Origin of the sequence: Bacillus sp. JJ783, assembly GCF_036963225.1 — a bacterium.
In the GTDB taxonomy this organism is placed as follows: domain Bacteria; phylum Bacillota; class Bacilli; order Bacillales; family Bacillaceae_G; genus Bacillus_A; species Bacillus_A cereus_U.
Genome location: NZ_JBALMG010000043.1, coordinates 61,445 through 81,231, shown reverse-complemented (window position 1 = coordinate 81,231; position 19,787 = coordinate 61,445). Strand labels below are relative to the sequence as shown.

Genomic DNA, 19,787 nt, shown 5'->3' with positions numbered 1-19,787 from the left:
ACAAGAAGATTTTTTTATTCTATCTATTCTTTTTTATCACCAATTGCAAATGTAATTTCAGCTTCGCATGCAACTTCACCATCTACTGTTGCGATTGCTTTTCCTTTTCCAATTGGACCACGTACGCGTGTCATTTCAACCTCTAAACGAAGTTGATCACCTGGGCGTACTTGTTTTTTGAAGCGACAATTGTCGATGCCTGCGAAGAAAGCAAGTCTTCCGCGGTTTTCTTCTTTCTTTAATACAGCAACTGCCCCAACTTGCGCTAATGCTTCTACAATAAGTACACCAGGCATAACTGCATAATCTGGGAAGTGCCCATTAAAGAACTCCTCGTTTGCAGATACATTTTTAATTCCAACCGCTCTTTTCCCCTCATCCACTTCTAATATTTTATCAACAAGTAAAAATGGATAGCGGTGAGGAATGATTTCTTTAATTTGTTCTATATTTAGCATGTAACAATCGCCCCTTTTACAATATTGGTCTTACCACTTGGACATATTGTTATTATCCCATTTTGTTTATTATTTGTCATTATAAAGTGAAATTTTACTTCCTATTTATAAAAAAAATGCACACACTCTATTCCATTAAAATAGTTGCACTTCTCAGCAACTGACACGGAGGTAGAAAAGAGTGTATGCCCAAATTAGGGAAAGGCAATATGTATTCGAACATTTTTTGCCTTAATGTCGTATTCGACTCATTATATTATATACGTTTTCAAATAAGGAAATATTAAATTCAACCATATATATGAATATTTTACCTGTTTTCTCTATTTTTCTTTATTTTTCTTCTATTTTCTTAATAAATTAAAAAAATATAAAGATATAAAAAAATAAAAAAGGACCAAGGTGTGATACCTTAGTCCTTCTCACTTTATCCCGATTGGTGAAGGCTAATAATCAGCGGGAGATGAACCTCCCACTGTTTAAAGTTTCACTTTACTTCAAAGCACGACGTGGTAATTTATCGATATTCTCTAACATAATACCTGTACCAACAGCAACACATTGCATTGGGTTTTCAGCGATTAATACTGGTACCTTTAATTCTTCTGCTAGAAGCATGTCGATACCGTGTAATAAAGCTCCACCGCCTGTTAGAATAACACCGCGATCGATAATGTCCGCAGATAGTTCTGGTGGTGTACGCTCTAGTACGCCTTTTGCAGCTTGTACAATGATAGCTGCGTCTTCTTTTAGTGCTTCTGTAATTTCTTCCGAGCATACTGTAATTGTACGTGGTAAACCTGTTACCATGTCACGTCCGCGAATTTCAAGCTCTTCACTGCGTGCACCTGGGAATACTGTACCAATTTTAATTTTAATATTTTCTGAAGTACGTTCTCCAATTAATAGCTTATACTTACGTTTAACGTAGTTTAAGATTTCCATATCAAACTTATCGCCAGCCATTTTGATAGAGGAAGAGGTAACAATATCACCCATAGAAAGTACGGCAATATCTGTTGTACCTCCACCAATATCAACAACCATGTTTCCGCTTGGCTGGAAAATTTCCATACCAGCACCAACTGCGGCTACTTTTGGTTCTTCTTCTAAAAATACTGTTTTACCACCTGAACGTTCAGCAGCCTCACGAATTGCTTTTTGCTCTACAGATGTGATATTTGTTGGACAGCAAATTAAAATGCGAGGTTTTGAAAAGAAGCTCTTCACGTCCAATTTGTTAATGAAATACTTTAACATTGCTTCTGTAATTTCGAAATCTGCGATTACACCATCTTTAAGCGGGCGAATTGCCACAATATTACCAGGTGTACGTCCCACCATACTTCTTGCTTCTTCACCTACTGCTAATACTTTTCCACTATTACGATCAATTGCCACAACAGATGGCTCATTTAACACAATACCCTTACCTTTAACATGAATTAATACGTTAGCCGTACCTAGGTCAATTCCGATATCTCGCGCAAACATTCCCGTCATTTCCTCCTCGATATTCAAAATCAGGTTATACCCGAATTCTTTTACACCTAATTTCTGATTTTATCATAAATTTAACAGAAACGTAATATTCGCAAAAAGAATTCTTCTGAAAAATATTACCGAATTCGCAAGGAATGTTTGCTATTTTAGATTTATTGGCGCACAGGGTTTTCTGTATCTTCTTTACGGTACTTCTGCTTTGTTGCTTCTCCTCCTCTTAAATGACGAATAGACTTATGATAATCAAGAATTTCTTTCACTTCATTTGCGAGCTCTGGATTAATTTCTGGCAAACGTTCTGTTAAATCTTTATGGACTGTACTCTTTGATACCCCAAACTCCTTTGCAATTACACGCACTGTCTTTCTTGTCTCCACGATATACTTGCCAATCTTGATAGTTCTCTCTTTGATGTAATCGTGCACACCACTCGCCTCCCTAAATTGGATGTGAGAAGTGTGAAATGAGACTCGCTGCATACGACTATGAAGTAAATGTGAGTGCTGTTTGTAAGCGTTAAACATTCTTGGATTTATAATGAAATGATTCACGATTTCTCACCTCAAACACTCTCTTTGCATTGGTTTATACCATTGTATTGCCCGCACTACTGATATATGCTACATGTTCACTATTTTTGCGGACTAAGTTAAGAAAAATTACGTTTTTTTGTGAGAAATACGTTAACAATGACAATTATGGCGAAAAAAAGTGACACCTCTTTATAAAAGGTGTCACTCTTCTCTTTCATACTCTTCTTCTAACAACTGATGGTGGGGAACTTCTTTCTTACCGGCAATATAATAGTATAAAGCGAATAAAACAAACAATAAAATAATAGCAATCGACAGAACAGATAAAAATGACATAGTATCCCCTCCCTTTTATAATATATATTCGGGAATCTCGTCATTTTTCCTTGTTATTGCAACTTTTTTCTCGAAATTGATTATTTTTATATGAAAATGAAAAAATCAGCTCTCCTAATGAGAACTGATTTTTTTACTTTATTATTCTTGTGAAGAAGAACCGTTAGATGATTCTGTAGAACCATTCGTTGATTTTTCTTCTTTTTGAGATTTCTCATCTTGTTTGCCGTTCGTCTCTTTATCACTAGTCGAGCCGCTTGTTGATTTCTCTTCTTTTTTAGACTTATCTTCTGTTTTACTTTCTGGTTTCGTGCTTGTTGACTTTTCTTCTTTTTGAGATTTGTCATCAGCCTTTTTACCTGAAGCATTTGTCGCCTTTGCAGCACCTGCATCAGCTTTAATTTCTGCTACTGATTTATTTAAGTAACGCTCAGGGTTCACAGCCACATTGTCTTTACGTACTTCAAAGTGAACGTAAGAACCTGCATCTTTATTCATTGCATTTAGACCTGATTTCCCTAACACTTCACCTTGCGCGATTCTTGCACCTTTTTCTACTTTCACACTGCCTAAGCTTTGATAAGATGCTGCTACACCATTTCCGCTATCTACCGTTACAACATAACCAAGAAGTGAATCTTTTTCAGCTTTCGTTACTGTACCACTTAAAGCAGCTGTAACATCGAATTCTTTTCCGTTTTTCGCAGCAATGTCGATTCCTTTATTCGGGGAATATGTGTTGTTATAAAAGACAAGTGCTTTTTCTTGTTCCGCCTCTGATGCTGCATCTTCATAGAATTTCTTCTGTACTACTACTTCTGCATTTACTGCAGCTGGCATTTTCACTACTTCTGAAGATTTTGTTACCGGTACTGCTGGATCTTCCGTTTGTGTATACGGTGTTGCTTGATCTTGGTTCGGAGCTTTCTTTGGATTAGCTCCCTGGAACCATAGCGCAACCATTAAGATTACCGCCGCACAAGCAATGTATAGTGCCGGAAACACCCATCTTTTTTGAAATAAATGTACTACCTTTTGTGACTTTTTACTATTTCTTCCTCGCATTCCATCATCACCTCAGCAATCATTTTGAACAATATTCACTCATCCTATACAACCTATAACTAATTACTTTTCGACAAAATCTGTAAAAATATGTATAAGAATTGCGGAATTTCCGAGGAAATGATGAAAAAAGAAAAAACTGAGCGTTTTGGCTCAGTTTTTAGTCCATTTGTTTCTTTTTATAAACGATAATGCAAAGAATAATAGAAAGTACGCACCAAATTATAATATTTACAAAATCGCCACTAACAGTTGAAAAACCTTTCCCAGCCATTAGCTTTGGCATTGCATCCACAAGGTGTTTCGTTGGAAGAAACTCGATTGCCTTTTTCACAAACTCACTTTTAATAAATACTCCTAACATTGGGGCTAGAAAAAAAATAAATAGGATTGGCATACCTACTACTGATGTTGATGCCATTGTTTTAGCTATTAATCCAATTGCCGTACCTAACATAAGGAAGAAAAATATACTAATAAGTAAAAATAGAACTATTAAAGTCATATTCCCCTTTACCACACCTAAAATGAAAAAGTTACTAATACAAATTACAAATGTAATAAGACCTGTTAATGCGCTTTTTCCTAGTAACACTTCTAACGATGATGCTGGTGATAACATCAGTACACGTAGGGTATGCTTTTCTTTTTCCTCCGCAATTAAAGCCGCTTGAACAAAGCTTCCTACCATTATTAAAGCCATTAAAGTTACCATATTAGCTATTTCATCTTTCGGTCCATCCATCTGTTGATAAACAAAGGAAAACATAATTGGCATTGCTGCCATTACGAGTACCGATGCATTTGTTTTAATATCCTGTACCTCTTTCCGAAAAATAGCTGAAAATCTTCTCATTGAAAATGTCATTATAATCCCCTCCCAGTAACTTCAATAAAGATATCGCCTAGCGTCGGTTCGTGTGAATGGATGGATAGTAATTCGCCTTTTTTCATCCATTCTGAAATGCGTTTTGCTCCTAATTCATCTTTTTGTACCGTTTCTTTTTGTTTATCTTTTAACACAACCTGTATTTGATCTTTCGCGTATTGCAAGCGAAGGTTTTCAGGTGTATCAAGCGCTACTATTTCTCCCCCACAAAGGAAGGCAATGCGGTTACAAAGCGTCTCTGCTTCGTCCATGTTGTGCGTTGTTAAGAAAATCGTTGTTCCTTCTTTATTTAAGTCTTTTAAGATTTTATGAATGTTTTGTACGTTTACCGGATCAAGTGCAGATGTTGGTTCGTCTAAGAAGAGGATATCTGGTTTATGAAGGATTGCTCTCGCTAATGTGACGCGCTGCTTCATTCCTTTTGATAATTTTTTCACCTGTGTTTTTTTATCATCCAATAAGTTCACTTGTGCTAGTACCTCATCAATTCGTTCTTTTTTGCAATCATATAAGTCACAAAATAATAGTAAGTTATCATAAATGCTAAGTCTTTCATATAAGCCGCTATTGTCTGTTAAAATACCGATTCGTTTGTACTCGATGCTGCTTGGTCCTATAATGTCTTTACCTAATACTCTTACAGTTCCAACGCTATGAAGCATTTGAGATGTTAATATTTTTACTGTTGTCGTTTTACCAGATCCACTCGGTCCGAGGAATCCAAAGATTTCTCCTTGCTTCACCTCAATATTTACATTTCGAAGGGCCGTTTTTCCATCGAAACTTTTCATTACATCTTTCATTTCAATTGCCAATGTCATTTCGTCATCCCCTTTGTTTTTCTTTTTATAGATGGAAGTCGCTTTAGTGCTTTTCGTTTGGTTGTTTCGCTTTTCTTGACTCAATCATATGAAAAACAAAGGGTTTACGCAGTAAAATACCGGTAAAAGGAGTATTTTTACCGGTGAACGAATCGTATTTTGAGCTTATTGGAGCATTTTCATAGCCCAATTACACCTTTTAACTCATCCATTCGTCCTTTTGAAAGCGGGATTGAACTTTTTCTTTCGTCATCCAAAATTAAACTAAAACTATTACGTGTCCACGTAATCACTTCTCGTACTCTTTGTAAATTAACGAGGTACGAACGATGACATCTAAAGAATCCGAATCCTGTTAATCTCGTTTCTAATTCACTTAATGTTAATGCACATACGAAATCTCCTTCGCGCACATGAATATGTGTCACTCCATTTTGTGTTTCAATGAAATGAATTTCCATCGGATCCAGTAAAATGATTTTATCGTTCACTTTCGCTGGAATTCTTTCAAGTTTCATTTGCGGAATCATTTGAACTACTTTTTCTTCATCTACTTCTTCTTGCTCTATTTCTACCTTTTTCACGCCATCGTTGTTTAATATGTATACATCTTCTGTTAACGAAAGTGCGTCCGATAAGAAAGATGACGTAATAAAAATCGCCTTTCCTTGTTCTTTCATTTTCATAATCGATTTTCGAATAATAATAGTACTCTCTGTATCTACATTTTGCTCTGGCTCTTCTAAAATGACTAAATCCGGATTGTGAATCATAATCCTCCCAATATGAAGACGGCGTTTCTCTGAAAATGATAATTTTTCTATTTTAACGTTTAACTTATCTAGGAGACCGACATATTGTACTACTTCTTCTATACTCATATTTGATTCATAAAGCCCTAATAAAAACTTGAAGTACTCTTTCACCTTCAAACGGTCGTATGCTTCATCTTTCAAAAAACAAAAACCGATGCGTGAATATACTTTTTTTCCAATCGGCTCCCCTTCAAATAACAAACTGCCCGAAGAAGCCTCTTCTTCTCCGATAATAATACGATGCAACACTTTAGCTGTATGATTATTACATTGCAAAACAACACATTGCCCTTTTTCAACCTCTAGTTCAATTGCTGGTAACTGGTTCGTCTTCCCTAACTGTTTCAACTCCAATAACGCCATTCTGTCTCCTCCAAATGTTTTTCTCTAATTATATCAAACAATTTATGGAAAATTATGTTTTTTTATGAAGTGCCATAACAAATAAGGACCTGCCCCAAAATCGACAATAGTAGCAACTTATACATATGAAAAGACCGTCCCAAAACACCTTTTGAGACGGTCTCTTTTGCGTTCTATTTTTTCACCATCAATTTCCCTTCATACTCGTTCATCGTCTTTATTTCAACACCTTTATAGTAATGAGCGACTATATCTGTATATTTCTTACCTTCCGCTGCCATACCATTCGCACCGTACTGGCTCATACCGACGCCGTGACCGAACCCTTTCGTTGTAACGGTGATGTTATCTCCTTCTTGTTTCCACGTAAAATCTGAGGAGCGTAAGTCTAACTTTTCACGAACTTGTTTTCCTGTTAATGTTTTTCCTTGAAACGCTACATCCTTTACTCGCTTTCCTTCCGTAAGGTCTTTAATATTACCAACCTTTCCGTCCGCTAGTACTTTCACACCGAGGCGTTTTTGAAAATCAGCTACTGTGAATGTTTGCTCACTCGTAAATTTTGGAGAGGCTTGATCCCACGGACTATCTACACTCTTTAAGTACGGATAATCATTTCCCCAATAATCAGCTGCATTTTCTGTTCGTCCGTTACTCGTTGAGAAGAAGGATGCTGAAATTGGTTTTCCATCATACGTTAAAACTTGTCCTGCGGTTTTCGAAACGGCTTCCTCAATTTTCTTTAAATTACTTTCGTAGTTATTACCCCATTGTTTCTTCAATTCCTCTTTGCTTTTGTACACTTGATCTTTCACCGTATCTGTCACGTCCGCATTGTTTTTCTTACCACCGCTTAGCATACGCTGCACTACAAATGTTCTTGCTGCTAATGCCTGCGCCTTTAGCGCCTCTATTTCAAAGCTGGCATTCATCTCAGAAGCTACTACACCGGTCACATACTCCTCCATAGGTAATGTTTCTACCTTCTTCTGCTGATCACGATATACAGCAACTTGAACCGCTGTATCCACTTTCCCTGGAGCTGGTATACTTTCTATCGCTGGAGGAGTTTTAGAAGCTGCTTCTTCCCCTACTTTTGCTTTCGCAAACGGAATAACAAGAGCAGCAGGTACAATGATAACGAGCGCTATTAGGAGCGCTACTGTAATGAAAAGTGGCTTTGAAAATTTCATCCTATTCCCCCAATATAAAGTTGGATTCCTTTCATTCTTATGGAACTACGGGATTTTTTAGAACATACTTGGGGGTATCGATATAAAGTGAAACTTTAATGAGGTGGAGTTTTGAGGTGGGAGTCTTACTGAACGCAAATAGCCGGATAAAAAGAAAATTTTCTAAATATTTTTACTGAGACGTGCATAAGTATAGAATTTATTGACTATAACAGTAATAACCCAAAAAAAAATAGCCTCTACGTCAAAAGACATAGAGACTATTTTAATTAAGCGTGAAGATCAGAAACTTCTTGTTCTTTCACTTCTTCTACTTTTTCGTTTACACGTTCAATAGTTGCACCTAATGCAGCTAATTTCTTATGGAAATCTACATAACCACGGTCAAGATGTTTTAACTCTGTTACACGAGTATAACCTTCTGATACTAAACCAGCTAAGATTAATGCTGCTGCAGCACGTAAATCAGTTGCGCCTACTTCAGCACCTTGCAAGCTACTTGGACCGTTCATAATTACAGAACGACCTTCGATTTTAATATCAGCATTCATACGACGGAATTCTTCAACGTGCATAAAGCGGTTTTCGAATACCGTTTCTGTAATCATACTTGTTCCATCAGCATGTAGTAATAATGCCATCATTTGTGATTGCATGTCTGTTGGGAAACCTGGATGAGGCATAGTTTTAATATCAACCGCTTTTAACTTATCTGGGCCGATAACACGTACACCTTCATTTTCCTCAATAATTTTAACACCCATTTCTTCCATTTTCGCTGTAATTGAGCGTAAATGTTCAGGCACAGCATTTTCAATTAAGATGTCTCCACCTGTAATTGCCGCTGCAACCATGAATGTTCCTGCTTCAATACGGTCAGGAATAATAGGGTGGTTTGCACCATATAATTTCTCAACGCCTTCAATACGAATCGTTCCAGTTCCAGCACCGCGTACTTTCGCTCCCATTGCATTTAAGAAGTTAGCTAAGTCAACGATTTCTGGCTCTTTCGCTGCGTTTTCAAGGACTGTTGTCCCTTTTGCTAATGTAGCTGCAGACATAATGTTTTCTGTTGCGCCTACGCTTGGGAAGTCTAAATAAATTTTAGCTCCTTTTAGTTCTCCCTCTACGTGTGCTTCAACAAATCCGTTACCAACTTTTACTTTCGCTCCCATTGCTTCGAAGCCTTTTAAATGTTGGTCAATTGGACGTGAACCAATTGCACATCCACCAGGAAGTGCAATACGAGCACGACCGTTACGTGCTAATAATGGTCCCATTACTTGAACAGATGCACGCATCTTACGTACATACTCAAATGGTGCTTCAATGTTTAATTCTTTAGAAGAATCGATTGTTACTTGGTTATTTTCAAATACGACTTCAGCATTTAAATGACGTAATACCTCGTTAATTGTGTATACATCAGATAATACTGGTACTTCAGATAGTACATTCTTTCCGTCACTCGCTAATAGGGCTGCAGCGATTATAGGTAATACAGCATTTTTTGCGCCCTCAACACGCACTGTGCCGCTTAACCGCTTTCCGCCACGGACGATGATCTTTTCCAAATTATTCCCCTCCGTGTCCTTTTTTCAGTATCTATTCACTCAATACTCAGAAGTTATGATCGGTGTGCCAACCACAATTGTATCTTTGTTGTTTGTAGAACGTATTGCTATTTGCACATTTATTTTCTCTCTATTTGTTGAAAGAGCGTCATTCCACTTTTTATTATATGCGGAGACTGATACAAATGCTCTTTCTTCTATCTGCTCGATCGCTCTTGCTGAAAGATCTTTCAAAACCTGATTGGTTTTATTTTGCAAAACACCTTCAATCTTATCATTCAATACACCTTGAACACAAGTGTAAATTATAGGTTTTTCGCTAAAAATCCCATTCATTCTCTGAACATACTTTGGGTCCCATTTCGCCCCGCTTACTTCAAATATAATGAAAGTGTTTTCTTTAGTATTTTCCTTACTCCAAGTTACTACTATTCGTTCTTCATGTGAAGAAGATTTTTTATAGGATGTAGCCTTATATCCATCTGGAGATTGTTCTAATTCCCAACTTTCAATGTTTGCCTCTTCCTTCACATCGTTTAACAGTTTTTGAAACGTATGTATATTAGAAATTGTTTTCGTTTCTCGCGCTAACCATGACCACCGCTCTACTTTTGCATCATTTTTCTCTAAAGCTGCAATCATGCTCTCCATTTTCTGCTCATCGCTTATAGGTTTCATCTCTTTATATCCAACCAAAAATAAAACAACACTCACGATAACGATAAGAATGGCTTTAAACTTCAATTTCATCCCCTCCTATCCCCATTGTTAACGGAGATATGAGGTTCTATACACTTACTTTACTAAATACGTTAAACTCTTTGAATAGCCTAAATAATCAAGGAAAAAGTTACTTACAGATGTCCCAATTGTAATTGTAATTAGGGTGAGTAATACTCTCGTCTGCATCACTTTCCCAGACTTCATTAAGCGCTCAATGTGAATACCTTGTAAGGCCCACCACGTAATGGTAATAAATAGTAAATGTGAAACAATGGCAATCAGTGCTTGTTGCCCTAAAAGATGTGCCAAAAAATCGACCCCTTTTTTTGCTTGGCTACTACTTACGCAAAATGTAAAAAACGATACCATAAATAAGTAGAAGCCACACTTTTTCACACGTAAATAAGCATCTTACATTTTACATCGTAATTTTCTGTTAAAAAACATATACCTACAGGTGTTTTCATTTGCTGTTACTCCACAATAAAAAGCGTAGAGTACGGACTCTACACCTTTTATTTTTACTATTGTACCACGTTCCCTAAGAAGAAGAAATCTTTCATTAATGGAAAATATTCATAGAAGAAATTGTAACCAATCATCGGCATAATCCCCAGTATTACAATTGAAATTGCGCAAAGACTCATGACAATCTTTATATTTAACGGTAACTGAACTCTCTCGTCTGTCTCTCCATTACGGAAAAACATTTGCTGTAATATCCGGAAGTAATATACAAATGAAATAACTGTTGTCCCCATCATAATAGAAGCTAATACGTAATGAGCAGGCTCAACATGAAGTGCCCCTAAAAAGATGTTAATTTTCCCGATGAAACCTGCCGTTCCCGGTATTCCAGCTAATGATAAAATAAAGATCGTCATCACTATAGCTGTAAATGGGGATCGCTTGTATAACCCTGTAAAAATCGTCATATTTTCCTTATCATTTTGTAAGATTAATCCGTGAATGATTGCAAATGCGCCTATATTCATAAGCATATATGCAAGCATATAAAACCACATACTATCCATCGTAAACTGTGATAGCGCTACAAGAGGCACGAGCAAATACCCAGCATGCGCGATACCTGAATAGGCAAATAGACGTTTTACGTTGTATTGCTTTAATGCTACTACATTCCCAATAATCATCGTAATACTAGCTAGTACAGCAATGTATATACTCATACGCCCGTACAAAGATTGTGCGTCTCCTTGGATTGCCACGCCTGCAAACACCATAAGAAACAAACGCGTAATGAGTAGAAATCCAGCAATTTTAGAAATCGTTCCGAGGAAAGCAGTGACAGGTGTAGCCGCTCCCTCATACACATCTGGTGCCCACATATGAAATGGCACTGTTGCAATTTTGAATGAGAGTCCAACGAGCAAAAGTAGAAATGCGAGAGCTAACAATAATTGAATGCCCCCGGCCAATCCTTGCGTAAATGCCTTTTGCATTTCCACTATGTTGGTCGACCCTGTAATGCCGTATAAATAACTCATTCCAAAGAGTGTAATTGCTGTTCCAATTCCTCCGTTAATGACATATTTCATTGCAGCCTCATTCGATGCGCGGTTTCTTTTTCGGATTCCTACTAGAATATAGGAAGAAAGCGAAAGCAACTCTAAACCTACAAATAGTGTAATGAAATCAACACTAGAAGCCATGAACATCGCTCCAAGAAGCGCCATTAAGATTAAATAATAATATTCTCCCTTATCCCCGATAGGCTCCTTCTTGTCATCGCTCATTGCCATACATAAGATGAGAGCTGCTCCGATTAATAACAACGTTTTAAATCCTTTTGAAAATCCATCTAGCACAAACGATCCATTTAAAATATCTCCTGCCGGTTCGCTGTATAGCGAAATTAATGACACTATCGCTAACAGGGCAGCGGCAATTGCACCAATCGCTACGTACCTATGGTTCAGCTTAAAAAACAAATCACATATGGAAAGAAGGATGGCAGCTCCGAGAATAATAAATTCTGGTACCATGAGATGCCATGATAAGCTAAGTAACGTGTTCATATCCATCCTACTTCACCCCCAATGTTTTCAATGTAGTTTGAAGTGGATCCCCTAGTAATTCTGGCATTACGCCAATTACAATAATACAAACGATAAGCACTATAACAGGAACGTACTCCCATCCGTGTATATCAGATTTCGCTTCCCATTCTTTCTTACCAAATGTCACTTGAAGTGTCGCTCTTAATACGTATACAGCGGTCAAAATAATTCCAAGTACACCCGCGGCGGCGATAACCGGTTTTCCTTGGAATAAACCGAGAAAGGCAAGGAATTCGCTAATAAATCCAGACATCCCTGGCATTCCAAGCGATGCCATACCGCCCGCTAGGAAGAAACCGCTAAGCACAGGAACACTTTTTGCGAGTCCACCAAGTGCTGTAATATCCGAAGTCCCGAAACGCTCTTCAATAATGCCAAGCAAGAAGAAGAGCAAGGCCGCAATTAAACCGTGAGACACAACTTGGAACAGCGCCCCTTGTGTACCTGGTGCATTTAACGCCGCAAGACCCATTAATACAATGCCCATATGCGAAATACTAGAGTAAGCAAGCACCTTTCTAAAGTCCGTTTGGATGAGTGCTAGAAAGGCTCCGTACAATAAATTAATGACTCCTAAAATCGCAATTAGCGTTGCAAACTCACGAAAATATTCTGGGAATAGTCCTTTCCCGAAACGAACAATACCGTACGCACCAATCTTCAGCAAAACCCCCGCGTGAAGCATAACTACGGCCGGATGCGCTTCTATATGTACATTGACCATCCAGCGATGCAAAGGGAAAACAGGGAGTTTAATCGCAAAAGCAATCATTATGGCAAGAAACAAGCCGAACTGTAAGCTACTTGAGACAGCCATTCCTCCCCCAGCACCTACACTCGTTAATATTTCTTTAAGCTCCGCAATATTTGTCGTACCTGTTTTCGCAAATAAAACCGAGAAAACGATAAGTAAAATAGCTGATCCAATACCGTTATATATTAAATAACTATATGCAGCCTTTTCACTCGACAATTTCCCCCACTTGCCAATTAATAAAAACATTGGCGGCAACGTAATTTCAAAGAAGATGAAGAACAGCATTAAATTTTTAGCAGCGAAGACACCGAGCATCCCTATTTCTAACATGAGTAACAGCATGTAGAATGCTTTCAAATTTCTTTTAATAGAAAATGCCGCAATAGCTGCAAGCATCGCTAGAAGGGCTGTGAGCACCATCATTACAAGCGATAAACCATCAATACCAAGCTCGTAATAAATTGAAAACCACCTTTTGTCCACTGCTGTGAAATCCCCAAATTTAATCCATTTCACTTTTTCATCAAATATCGATAAACTCTTTCCTGAAGCGTATGTACAAGCAAGGACGATAGCAATTCCAAATGGAAGCGCCGTTCCGAATAAACCAAGCGCCTGTACTGTACGCGATTCTCGTTTCGGCGTTAATAAAAGCAAGAGAATTCCTAAAAGTGGGGAAAAAATGAAGAACGTTAATAGCAATCCATTCATCGTAAATCCCCTCCCGTATATAACAAAATAATTAGGAGCACTGCGAGCGAAACTGCTGTTACAGTTCCATACACTTGTACATTCCCGTTTTGAAGCCGTGATCCTAGGCCACTCATACCTTTAACGAATCCAGCAATTAAAACTGCGATTCCTTCTACAACGTATACTTCAAATAAGCGAAGCACATGAGCGATTCCTTTCGTAATAGGAAGCACCGTCACATTGTATAGTTCATCCACATAATATTTTTCTTTCAAAAGGTTATAAAGAGGCGTCCCTTCTCCGCCGGCCCAATCTCTAGAGATAGATTTCTTACCATATATGGAATATGCGAGGGCAATTCCAGCGAATGACACGAGCGTCGCAACAACCATAATCCAAACAGGTCCATGCACTTCCTTCACCTTGAATCCTATATCCTTCGTCAGCCAATCCCCAAGAAACGTCCCGAACCACGGTGTATTTATATAGCCTGCCACTACCGCAAGAACACCCAGGACAATCATCGGATACGTCATGGTGCGAGGCGATTCATGCACCTCTTCCTTCGTCTTCGTTTCCCCTGTAAAGACAAGAAAGTATAGACGGAACATATAAAACGCTGTTAGAAATGCCGCAATTACTGCTAAAACGAATAGAAAGTAATTGCCATTCATCCAAGCAGCCGCTAAAATTTCATCTTTACTAAAAAATCCGGAAAGAAGAGGAACACCACTAATTGCAAGTGTGCCTATTAAAAATAGTGCACCGGTTACTTTCATCTTTTTCTGTAAACCGCCCATTTTATTAATGTTTTGCGTATGGACTGCATGAATTACACTTCCTGCTGCCAGAAACAGTAATGCTTTAAAAAAGGCGTGTGTCGTTAAGTGAAAGATACCAGCTACATAACCAGCAGAGCCTAGCGCAAGCATCATATACCCGAGCTGACTAACTGTAGAATAAGCAAGAACCCTCTTAATATCTGTTTGCACTAGACCAATAGAGGCCGCAAAGATTGCGGTGAAAGCCCCAACGATTGCCACAGTTTGCATCGCTACCGCACTTGCTGAAAATAGCGGAAACATCGTCGCTACTAAATATACGCCGGCCGCAACCATCGTTGCCGCGTGAATAAGCGCCGAAACAGGCGTCGGTCCTTCCATTGCATCTGGCAACCATGTATGAAGCGGGAACTGACCCGATTTCCCCATCGCACCGATAAAAATTAATATCGCCGTTATTGTAATCATAGAAGGAGAGAGGTCGCCCGTATGAATCGCTTTAAAAATCGCGTCATATTCAAAACTACCTGCGTGCCAAAAAATTAAAATCATCCCAACAAATAGCCCAACATCCCCAATGCGTGTCATAATAAAAGCCTTTTTCGCAGCAGCCTTCGCTTCTTCTTTAAAGAAATAAAAACCGATAAGTAAAAACGAACCAAGGCCGACTAACTCCCAAAATATATAAAGCTGTAATAAATTCGTCGATATAACTAGCCCAAGCATCGCAAAGGTAAAGAGCCCTAAATATGCATAAAAGGTTGATAATCTGGCGTCACCTTTCATATAACCTTTTGAGTACACATGTACAAGAAAGCTCACAAGCGTAACGATAAACAACATTAAAGCTCCTAATGCGGTAACTTCAAAACCAAATGATATATCTATATCTCCTACCCTAAGCCATACCCACTTATGCTTCACTGCCTCGGATGAAAACCGTTCTATTAGTACCACTACCGCGGATATAAAGGAGAGAAAGGTAAAGAAAATACCTAGTACACTACTTCCCTCTCTAATTTTCTTCCCGAACACAATAAGTAACAAAAACGAAACAAGCGGGAAAAGCGGTATGAGCCATGCATAATCGATCATTGTTTCCTTCCCCCTTTTCGGTCACAATGCTATCCTTTGAGCGTATCCATCTCATCTACATGAACTGTCGGGCGATTACGGTACAAAGCAATCAAAATCGCAAGACCTACCGCTGCCTCCGCTGCCGCTACAGACATCGTAAACAGCGAAAAAATTTGTCCTGTTAAATTCGGAAACAAGCCTAATTTACTAAACGCTACTAAATTTAAATTGGCCGCGTTAAGCATCAATTCGATACAAACTAATACAATTACTGTATTTCGCTTTGTTAAAGCTCCAAATAAGCCGATGCAAAACAAAATAATCGCAAGTGTTAAATACGCAGAAGCTGGAACGCTACTCATGGGAATCCTCCTCTCCCTCATCCTTCTTCGCAAGGATAATCGCTCCTACAAGTGCTACAAGTAAAATAACTGAGGTTAACTCAAATGGAATAATATATTTTGAATAGAGAAGTGTACCGATTTGAAGTGTGTTGTTTTCATGGAGAGGTAAACTTCCTTGTGTGCTTTGATTTGAAAAATCGATACTATTAACAGCGAAATACATAACTGCTCCAAATGCTACAACCGCAAAGAAGATAATCCACTTTCGAAGAGTAAGGCGCGATTCATTTTCCGCGTTATGTTTCGTTAACATAATGCCAAAAATCATAATAATAGTGATCGCACCAGAGTAAAGTAAAATTTGTGCAACTCCGATAAATTCAGCTGATAAAAGAAAGTACACACCCGCAATACTAAGGAATGTAAGCACAAGGGCCAACATCATATGCATTACTTTCGTTAAATTCAGCATAAGAACACCACCGATAATCGCAGACAAGGATAATATAAAGAAAGCTACAAACTCGCCATTCATGCTTTATTCTCCTTCCTGACGTTCTCGTCGTTCTCGTCAAGCCACTGCAAATTTTTAAATAAATCATCACGTGAATACTCTGCGAGTTCAAAGTTATTTGTCATTACAATCGCCTCTGTCGGGCAAACTTCTGTACATAAATCGCAAAGAATACAAATTTCAAAATTAATATCGTACGTGTCGATAATTTTTCCTTTTTTCGTAGGATCAGGATGTTTTTTTCCCGTTAATTGAATGCAATCTGTCGGACAAATGTTGGAACACTGATTACAAACAATACATTTCTCTGGATAAAACTTTTGAATACCCCGAAAGCGGTCTGGTAATGGCAACGGTTGATTCGGATAATCATACGTCACCTTTTTCTTACTCAAATTACTAAGCGTATATTTTAACCCTTTAAATAGTCCTTTCATCTCTTACTGGCACCCCCTTTATAGATTAGAAGAATAGCTCCTTAATCAATGCCGTTAAGAAAATATTTGCAAGCGCGATCGGTAATAATACTTTCCAGCCAAACTCCATTAACTGGTCACCTCTTATACGCGGAAACGTAACGCGGAACCAAATTAATAGAAAGACCACACTGCTGAATTTCAAAGCAAACCATACGGCTCCTGGAATAAATCCAAGGAACATAACTGGATTCCATCCGCCTAAAAAGAGTACTGTAATTAAAGATGCCATTCCGAAAAAATATACATACTCTGAAAGCATGAAAAACGCCCAGCGAAACCCTGAGTATTCCGTATGATATCCTGAAACAAGTTCTGACTCCGCTTCGGGTAAATCAAACGGTGTCCTATTTAACTCTGCAACTGCCGCGATTAAGAAAATGACGAAACCGATTGGCTGTGCGAAAATGTACCATACCTTCTCTTGCGCCGCTACAATTTCATTTAAATTAAGGCTACCAGCTAACAAAACGACACCAATTACACTCATCACAAGTGGAATCTCATAAGAAATCATTTGCGCCGCCGCACGCATCCCTCCTAAAAGGGAATATTTATTATTTGATGCCCATCCCCCAGTTACAACTCCGATCGTCGTAATCCCAGAAACAGCAATGTAATACAGTAACCCTACGCCAATATCCGCGAACTGAAATTTATCAGTAAACGGGATAACCGCAAGCACCATAAATGCTGGTGCGAATGCAATAACAGGCGCTAATATAAACAACGGTTTATCAGCAGCTTTCGGAATGCTATCTTCTTTTAACAATAGTTTCAAAACATCAGCTACCGTTTGGAGTAAACCGAACCGGCCCCCAACTTGGTTTGGCCCAATCCGTCCTTGCATAAATCCCATCACTTTCCGTTCTGCCAAAATACCGTATGTAACGAAGCCAAGGACTGCAAATAATAGAAGCACCGCTAACCCGAAAAAAATGAAGAAATTCGTCCAGCTTGAAGGTGATTGTAAGAGCGTCTCAATCATTAGCCGTCAACCTCCCCAAGTACAATATCAACCCCACCTAAAATCGTAATTAAATTGGCGATATTTTCACCTTTCAATAATTTCGGTAAGATTTGCAAATTATAAAAAGACGGTCTACGAAATTTCAAACGGTACGGCTCTTTCTTTCCATCACTAGCAATATAACATCCAATCTCCCCGCGTGGTGACTCTATACGGACGAACGCTTCTCCCTTAGGTGCCTTAATAATTTTCGGGACTTTCGCCAGCACAGCGCCGTCTTTCGGGAACTGCTCGGCTGCTTGCTCAATAATTTTCAATGACTCCTCAATTTCCTCCATCCGGCAAACGTAGCGATCCCAAGCATCTCCCACGCTCCCAACAGGAACATCAAAGTCAAAACGATCATAAATAGAATACGGCTCATCTTTACGAAGATCCCATTTTACCCCCGTGCACCGTAAATTCGCTCCGCTTAAAGAATATGAAATTGCCTCTTCGGCGTTATATACGCCAACGCCTTTCACACGATTTAAGAAAATTTCATTTCCGCTAACGAGATCGTGGTAACCTGCCAATTGCTCTCTCATATATGGAACAAACTCTTTCACCTTTTCAATCCAGCCGTCTGGCGCATCCCACTTCACGCCGCCAACTCTCATATAGTTGAAAGTAAGCCTTGCACCGCACAATTCAGTTAATAAATTTATAATCATCTCTCGTTCACGAAAGGCGTATAGAAACGGGCTAACCGCTCCTATATCAAGCAAGTTCGTCCCCCACCAGACGAGATGACTCGCAACTCTCCCAAGCTCCATCGCAAGCACCCGTAAATATTCAGCACGCTCCGGAATCTCAAGATCCATCATCGTCTCTACAGCATGGCAAAGGACGTAATTATTCGTCATTGCTGATAAATAGTCCATTCGATCTGTATACGGGATAATTTGCGTATATTGTAAGCTCTCAGCGATCTTTTCTGTTCCGCGATGCAAATATCCGATAACCGGTGTAGCCTCTTTAATAATTTCCCCGTCAATCTTAATTACAAGCCGAAACACACCATGTGTACTCGGGTGCTGCGGTCCTACATTTAAGAGCATCTCTTCCGTACGGATCACAAGCTACACCTCCACATCATACGGTTCATAATCTTTCCTAAGCGGATACCCTACCCAATCATCTGGCATTAAAATGCGAGATAAATTAGGATGACCTTCAAATACAATACCGAGCAAATCATACGCTTCACGCTCCGGCCAATCTGCCCCTTTCCAAAGCGGCGTCACCGATTCTACTTGCGGCGCTTCCCTATCCAGCTTTACCTTCACTGCTACTGACTGTTTCTTTCCATATGAAAATAAATGAACATACACTTCCATATGTGTCACAAAATCCGTCGCATGTAGCTCTGACATATAATCAAAAGCAAGTCCCTCATGGAATCGCATTAATTCCATCACTTCATAATATTTTGAAGGCTCCACCACAAGCGTTGGAACATCTTTTGAAAGCTTATTAATATAGGAATCTACTAATGCATATTCCCCTATCTTCTCCTTAACAATCTCCACATAGCGATTTAAATGTGGTTGGTTAACTGATGGTTCTTCCTGCTGCGGTTCATCTTCTATCTTATTTACAGCTCCCTTTGCCCTTGCCGCAGCAGTGGCTTTCGCTTTCGCGGCTGCAATTGCCTTTGCTTTCTCATCTCCAGAATCCCCATCACCTTGTGAGGCTTTCACTTTCGCCAACGCTGCCGCTTTTGCTTTTGCAGCTGCTACAGCCTTCGCCTTCGCTTTGACTTTTTCTTCGTCCGTTAC

21 protein-coding genes are annotated in these 19,787 nt (G+C 38.9%); all 21 read right to left on the bottom strand.

Annotated elements, in window-relative coordinates; translation table 11 throughout:
* Positions 1–23: 23 nt before the first annotated feature.
* The gene (gene fabZ, locus V7038_RS10155; RefSeq protein WP_000931959.1) at positions 24–458 is read right to left on the bottom strand and encodes a 3-hydroxyacyl-ACP dehydratase FabZ; all 435 of its coding nucleotides are present in this window, start codon (positions 456–458) and stop codon (positions 24–26) included.
* 492 nt (positions 459–950) lie between these two features.
* A complete protein-coding gene (locus V7038_RS10150; RefSeq protein ID WP_002113009.1) occupies positions 951–1,952 on the bottom strand; it encodes a rod shape-determining protein in 1,002 nt (333 codons plus the stop codon).
* 161 nt (positions 1,953–2,113) lie between these two features.
* The gene (gene spoIIID, locus V7038_RS10145; RefSeq protein WP_002089714.1) at positions 2,114–2,386 is read right to left on the bottom strand and encodes a sporulation transcriptional regulator SpoIIID; all 273 of its coding nucleotides are present in this window, start codon (positions 2,384–2,386) and stop codon (positions 2,114–2,116) included.
* Between the two features lie 309 nt (positions 2,387–2,695).
* A complete protein-coding gene (locus tag V7038_RS10140) occupies positions 2,696–2,830 on the bottom strand; it encodes a hypothetical protein (RefSeq protein WP_002016211.1) in 135 nt (44 codons plus the stop codon).
* 141 nt (positions 2,831–2,971) lie between these two features.
* Positions 2,972–3,895 carry a M23 family metallopeptidase gene (locus V7038_RS10135; RefSeq protein ID WP_335470027.1) on the bottom strand — a complete coding sequence of 308 codons (924 nt, stop codon included), beginning with the start codon at positions 3,893–3,895 and terminating at the stop codon, positions 2,972–2,974.
* Positions 3,896–4,055: 160 nt separating this feature from the next.
* Positions 4,056–4,763 carry an ABC transporter permease gene (locus V7038_RS10130; protein ID WP_002198785.1) on the bottom strand — a complete coding sequence of 236 codons (708 nt, stop codon included), beginning with the start codon at positions 4,761–4,763 and terminating at the stop codon, positions 4,056–4,058.
* Positions 4,763–5,605 carry an ABC transporter ATP-binding protein gene (locus tag V7038_RS10125; protein WP_002198784.1) on the bottom strand — a complete coding sequence of 281 codons (843 nt, stop codon included), beginning with the start codon at positions 5,603–5,605 and terminating at the stop codon, positions 4,763–4,765. The genes V7038_RS10130 and V7038_RS10125 overlap by 1 nt, the downstream gene beginning before the upstream one ends.
* Positions 5,606–5,784: 179 nt before the next feature.
* Positions 5,785–6,783, bottom strand: a complete 999-nt coding sequence (locus V7038_RS10120) for a LytTR family transcriptional regulator DNA-binding domain-containing protein (RefSeq protein WP_335470025.1) — start codon at positions 6,781–6,783, stop codon at positions 5,785–5,787.
* A 173-nt stretch (positions 6,784–6,956) separates the two neighbouring features.
* On the bottom strand, positions 6,957–7,976 hold the full coding sequence (gene spoIID, locus V7038_RS10115) for a stage II sporulation protein D (protein WP_070129223.1): 1,020 nt from the start codon (positions 7,974–7,976) through the stop codon (positions 6,957–6,959).
* Between the two features lie 269 nt (positions 7,977–8,245).
* Positions 8,246–9,550 (bottom strand): UDP-N-acetylglucosamine 1-carboxyvinyltransferase, encoded by a 1,305-nt coding sequence (gene murA / locus V7038_RS10110; RefSeq protein WP_002068497.1) that lies wholly within the window; start codon positions 9,548–9,550, stop codon positions 8,246–8,248.
* 39 nt (positions 9,551–9,589) lie between these two features.
* Positions 9,590–10,294 carry a YwmB family TATA-box binding protein gene (locus V7038_RS10105; protein ID WP_002159793.1) on the bottom strand — a complete coding sequence of 235 codons (705 nt, stop codon included), beginning with the start codon at positions 10,292–10,294 and terminating at the stop codon, positions 9,590–9,592.
* 51 nt (positions 10,295–10,345) lie between these two features.
* On the bottom strand, positions 10,346–10,582 hold the full coding sequence (locus tag V7038_RS10100; protein WP_335470023.1) for a DUF1146 family protein: 237 nt from the start codon (positions 10,580–10,582) through the stop codon (positions 10,346–10,348).
* A gap of 215 nt (positions 10,583–10,797) precedes the next feature.
* On the bottom strand, positions 10,798–12,312 hold the full coding sequence (nuoN, locus tag V7038_RS10095; protein WP_070140170.1) for an NADH-quinone oxidoreductase subunit NuoN: 1,515 nt from the start codon (positions 12,310–12,312) through the stop codon (positions 10,798–10,800).
* A gap of 7 nt (positions 12,313–12,319) precedes the next feature.
* On the bottom strand, positions 12,320–13,822 hold the full coding sequence (locus V7038_RS10090; protein WP_002113024.1) for an NADH-quinone oxidoreductase subunit M: 1,503 nt from the start codon (positions 13,820–13,822) through the stop codon (positions 12,320–12,322).
* The gene (gene nuoL / locus V7038_RS10085) at positions 13,819–15,681 is read right to left on the bottom strand and encodes an NADH-quinone oxidoreductase subunit L (RefSeq protein ID WP_335470021.1); all 1,863 of its coding nucleotides are present in this window, start codon (positions 15,679–15,681) and stop codon (positions 13,819–13,821) included. The genes V7038_RS10090 and nuoL overlap by 4 nt, the downstream gene beginning before the upstream one ends.
* A 29-nt stretch (positions 15,682–15,710) precedes the next feature.
* Entirely contained in the window at positions 15,711–16,025 is a 315-nt protein-coding gene (gene nuoK / locus V7038_RS10080; RefSeq protein WP_000100081.1) for an NADH-quinone oxidoreductase subunit NuoK, read from the bottom strand.
* A complete protein-coding gene (locus tag V7038_RS10075; protein WP_002113026.1) occupies positions 16,018–16,542 on the bottom strand; it encodes an NADH-quinone oxidoreductase subunit J in 525 nt (174 codons plus the stop codon). Before V7038_RS10075 ends, nuoK begins: the two co-directional genes overlap by 8 nt.
* Positions 16,539–16,958 carry an NADH-quinone oxidoreductase subunit NuoI gene (gene nuoI / locus V7038_RS10070; RefSeq protein WP_000677191.1) on the bottom strand — a complete coding sequence of 140 codons (420 nt, stop codon included), beginning with the start codon at positions 16,956–16,958 and terminating at the stop codon, positions 16,539–16,541. The genes V7038_RS10075 and nuoI overlap by 4 nt, the downstream gene beginning before the upstream one ends.
* Before the next feature lie 25 nt (positions 16,959–16,983).
* Positions 16,984–17,985 (bottom strand): NADH-quinone oxidoreductase subunit NuoH, encoded by a 1,002-nt coding sequence (gene nuoH / locus V7038_RS10065; protein WP_002144750.1) that lies wholly within the window; start codon positions 17,983–17,985, stop codon positions 16,984–16,986.
* On the bottom strand, positions 17,985–19,085 hold the full coding sequence (gene nuoD / locus V7038_RS10060) for an NADH-quinone oxidoreductase subunit NuoD (RefSeq protein ID WP_002113028.1): 1,101 nt from the start codon (positions 19,083–19,085) through the stop codon (positions 17,985–17,987). Before nuoD ends, nuoH begins: the two co-directional genes overlap by 1 nt.
* A gap of 3 nt (positions 19,086–19,088) precedes the next feature.
* Positions 19,089–19,787, bottom strand: a 699-nt coding sequence (locus tag V7038_RS10055) for an NADH-quinone oxidoreductase subunit C (protein WP_335470019.1), incomplete at its 5' end; no start/stop codon positions are given.

Bases quoted from the DNA above. Each gene is read 5' to 3' on its own strand.
- nuoL (WP_335470021.1), bottom strand. From the start codon at position 15,681: ATGATCGATTATGCATGGCTCATACCGCTTTTCCCGCTTGTTTCGTTT.
- V7038_RS10075 (WP_002113026.1), bottom strand. From the start codon at position 16,542: ATGAATGGCGAGTTTGTAGCTTTCTTTATATTATCCTTGTCTGCGATT.
- V7038_RS10150 (WP_002113009.1), bottom strand. From the start codon at position 1,952: ATGTTTGCGCGAGATATCGGAATTGACCTAGGTACGGCTAACGTATTA.
- nuoI (WP_000677191.1), bottom strand. From the start codon at position 16,958: ATGAAAGGACTATTTAAAGGGTTAAAATATACGCTTAGTAATTTGAGT.
- V7038_RS10120 (WP_335470025.1), bottom strand. From the start codon at position 6,783: ATGGCGTTATTGGAGTTGAAACAGTTAGGGAAGACGAACCAGTTACCA.
- V7038_RS10090 (WP_002113024.1), bottom strand. From the start codon at position 13,822: ATGAATGGATTGCTATTAACGTTCTTCATTTTTTCCCCACTTTTAGGA.
- nuoK (WP_000100081.1), bottom strand. From the start codon at position 16,025: ATGAGTAGCGTTCCAGCTTCTGCGTATTTAACACTTGCGATTATTTTG.
- V7038_RS10140 (WP_002016211.1), bottom strand. From the start codon at position 2,830: ATGTCATTTTTATCTGTTCTGTCGATTGCTATTATTTTATTGTTTGTT.
- spoIID (WP_070129223.1), bottom strand. From the start codon at position 7,976: ATGAAATTTTCAAAGCCACTTTTCATTACAGTAGCGCTCCTAATAGCG.
- V7038_RS10130 (WP_002198785.1), bottom strand. From the start codon at position 4,763: ATGACATTTTCAATGAGAAGATTTTCAGCTATTTTTCGGAAAGAGGTA.
- V7038_RS10125 (WP_002198784.1), bottom strand. From the start codon at position 5,605: ATGACATTGGCAATTGAAATGAAAGATGTAATGAAAAGTTTCGATGGA.
- fabZ (WP_000931959.1), bottom strand. From the start codon at position 458: ATGCTAAATATAGAACAAATTAAAGAAATCATTCCTCACCGCTATCCA.
- nuoN (WP_070140170.1), bottom strand. From the start codon at position 12,312: ATGAACACGTTACTTAGCTTATCATGGCATCTCATGGTACCAGAATTT.
- nuoH (WP_002144750.1), bottom strand. From the start codon at position 17,985: ATGATTGAGACGCTCTTACAATCACCTTCAAGCTGGACGAATTTCTTC.
- V7038_RS10135 (WP_335470027.1), bottom strand. From the start codon at position 3,895: ATGCGAGGAAGAAATAGTAAAAAGTCACAAAAGGTAGTACATTTATTT.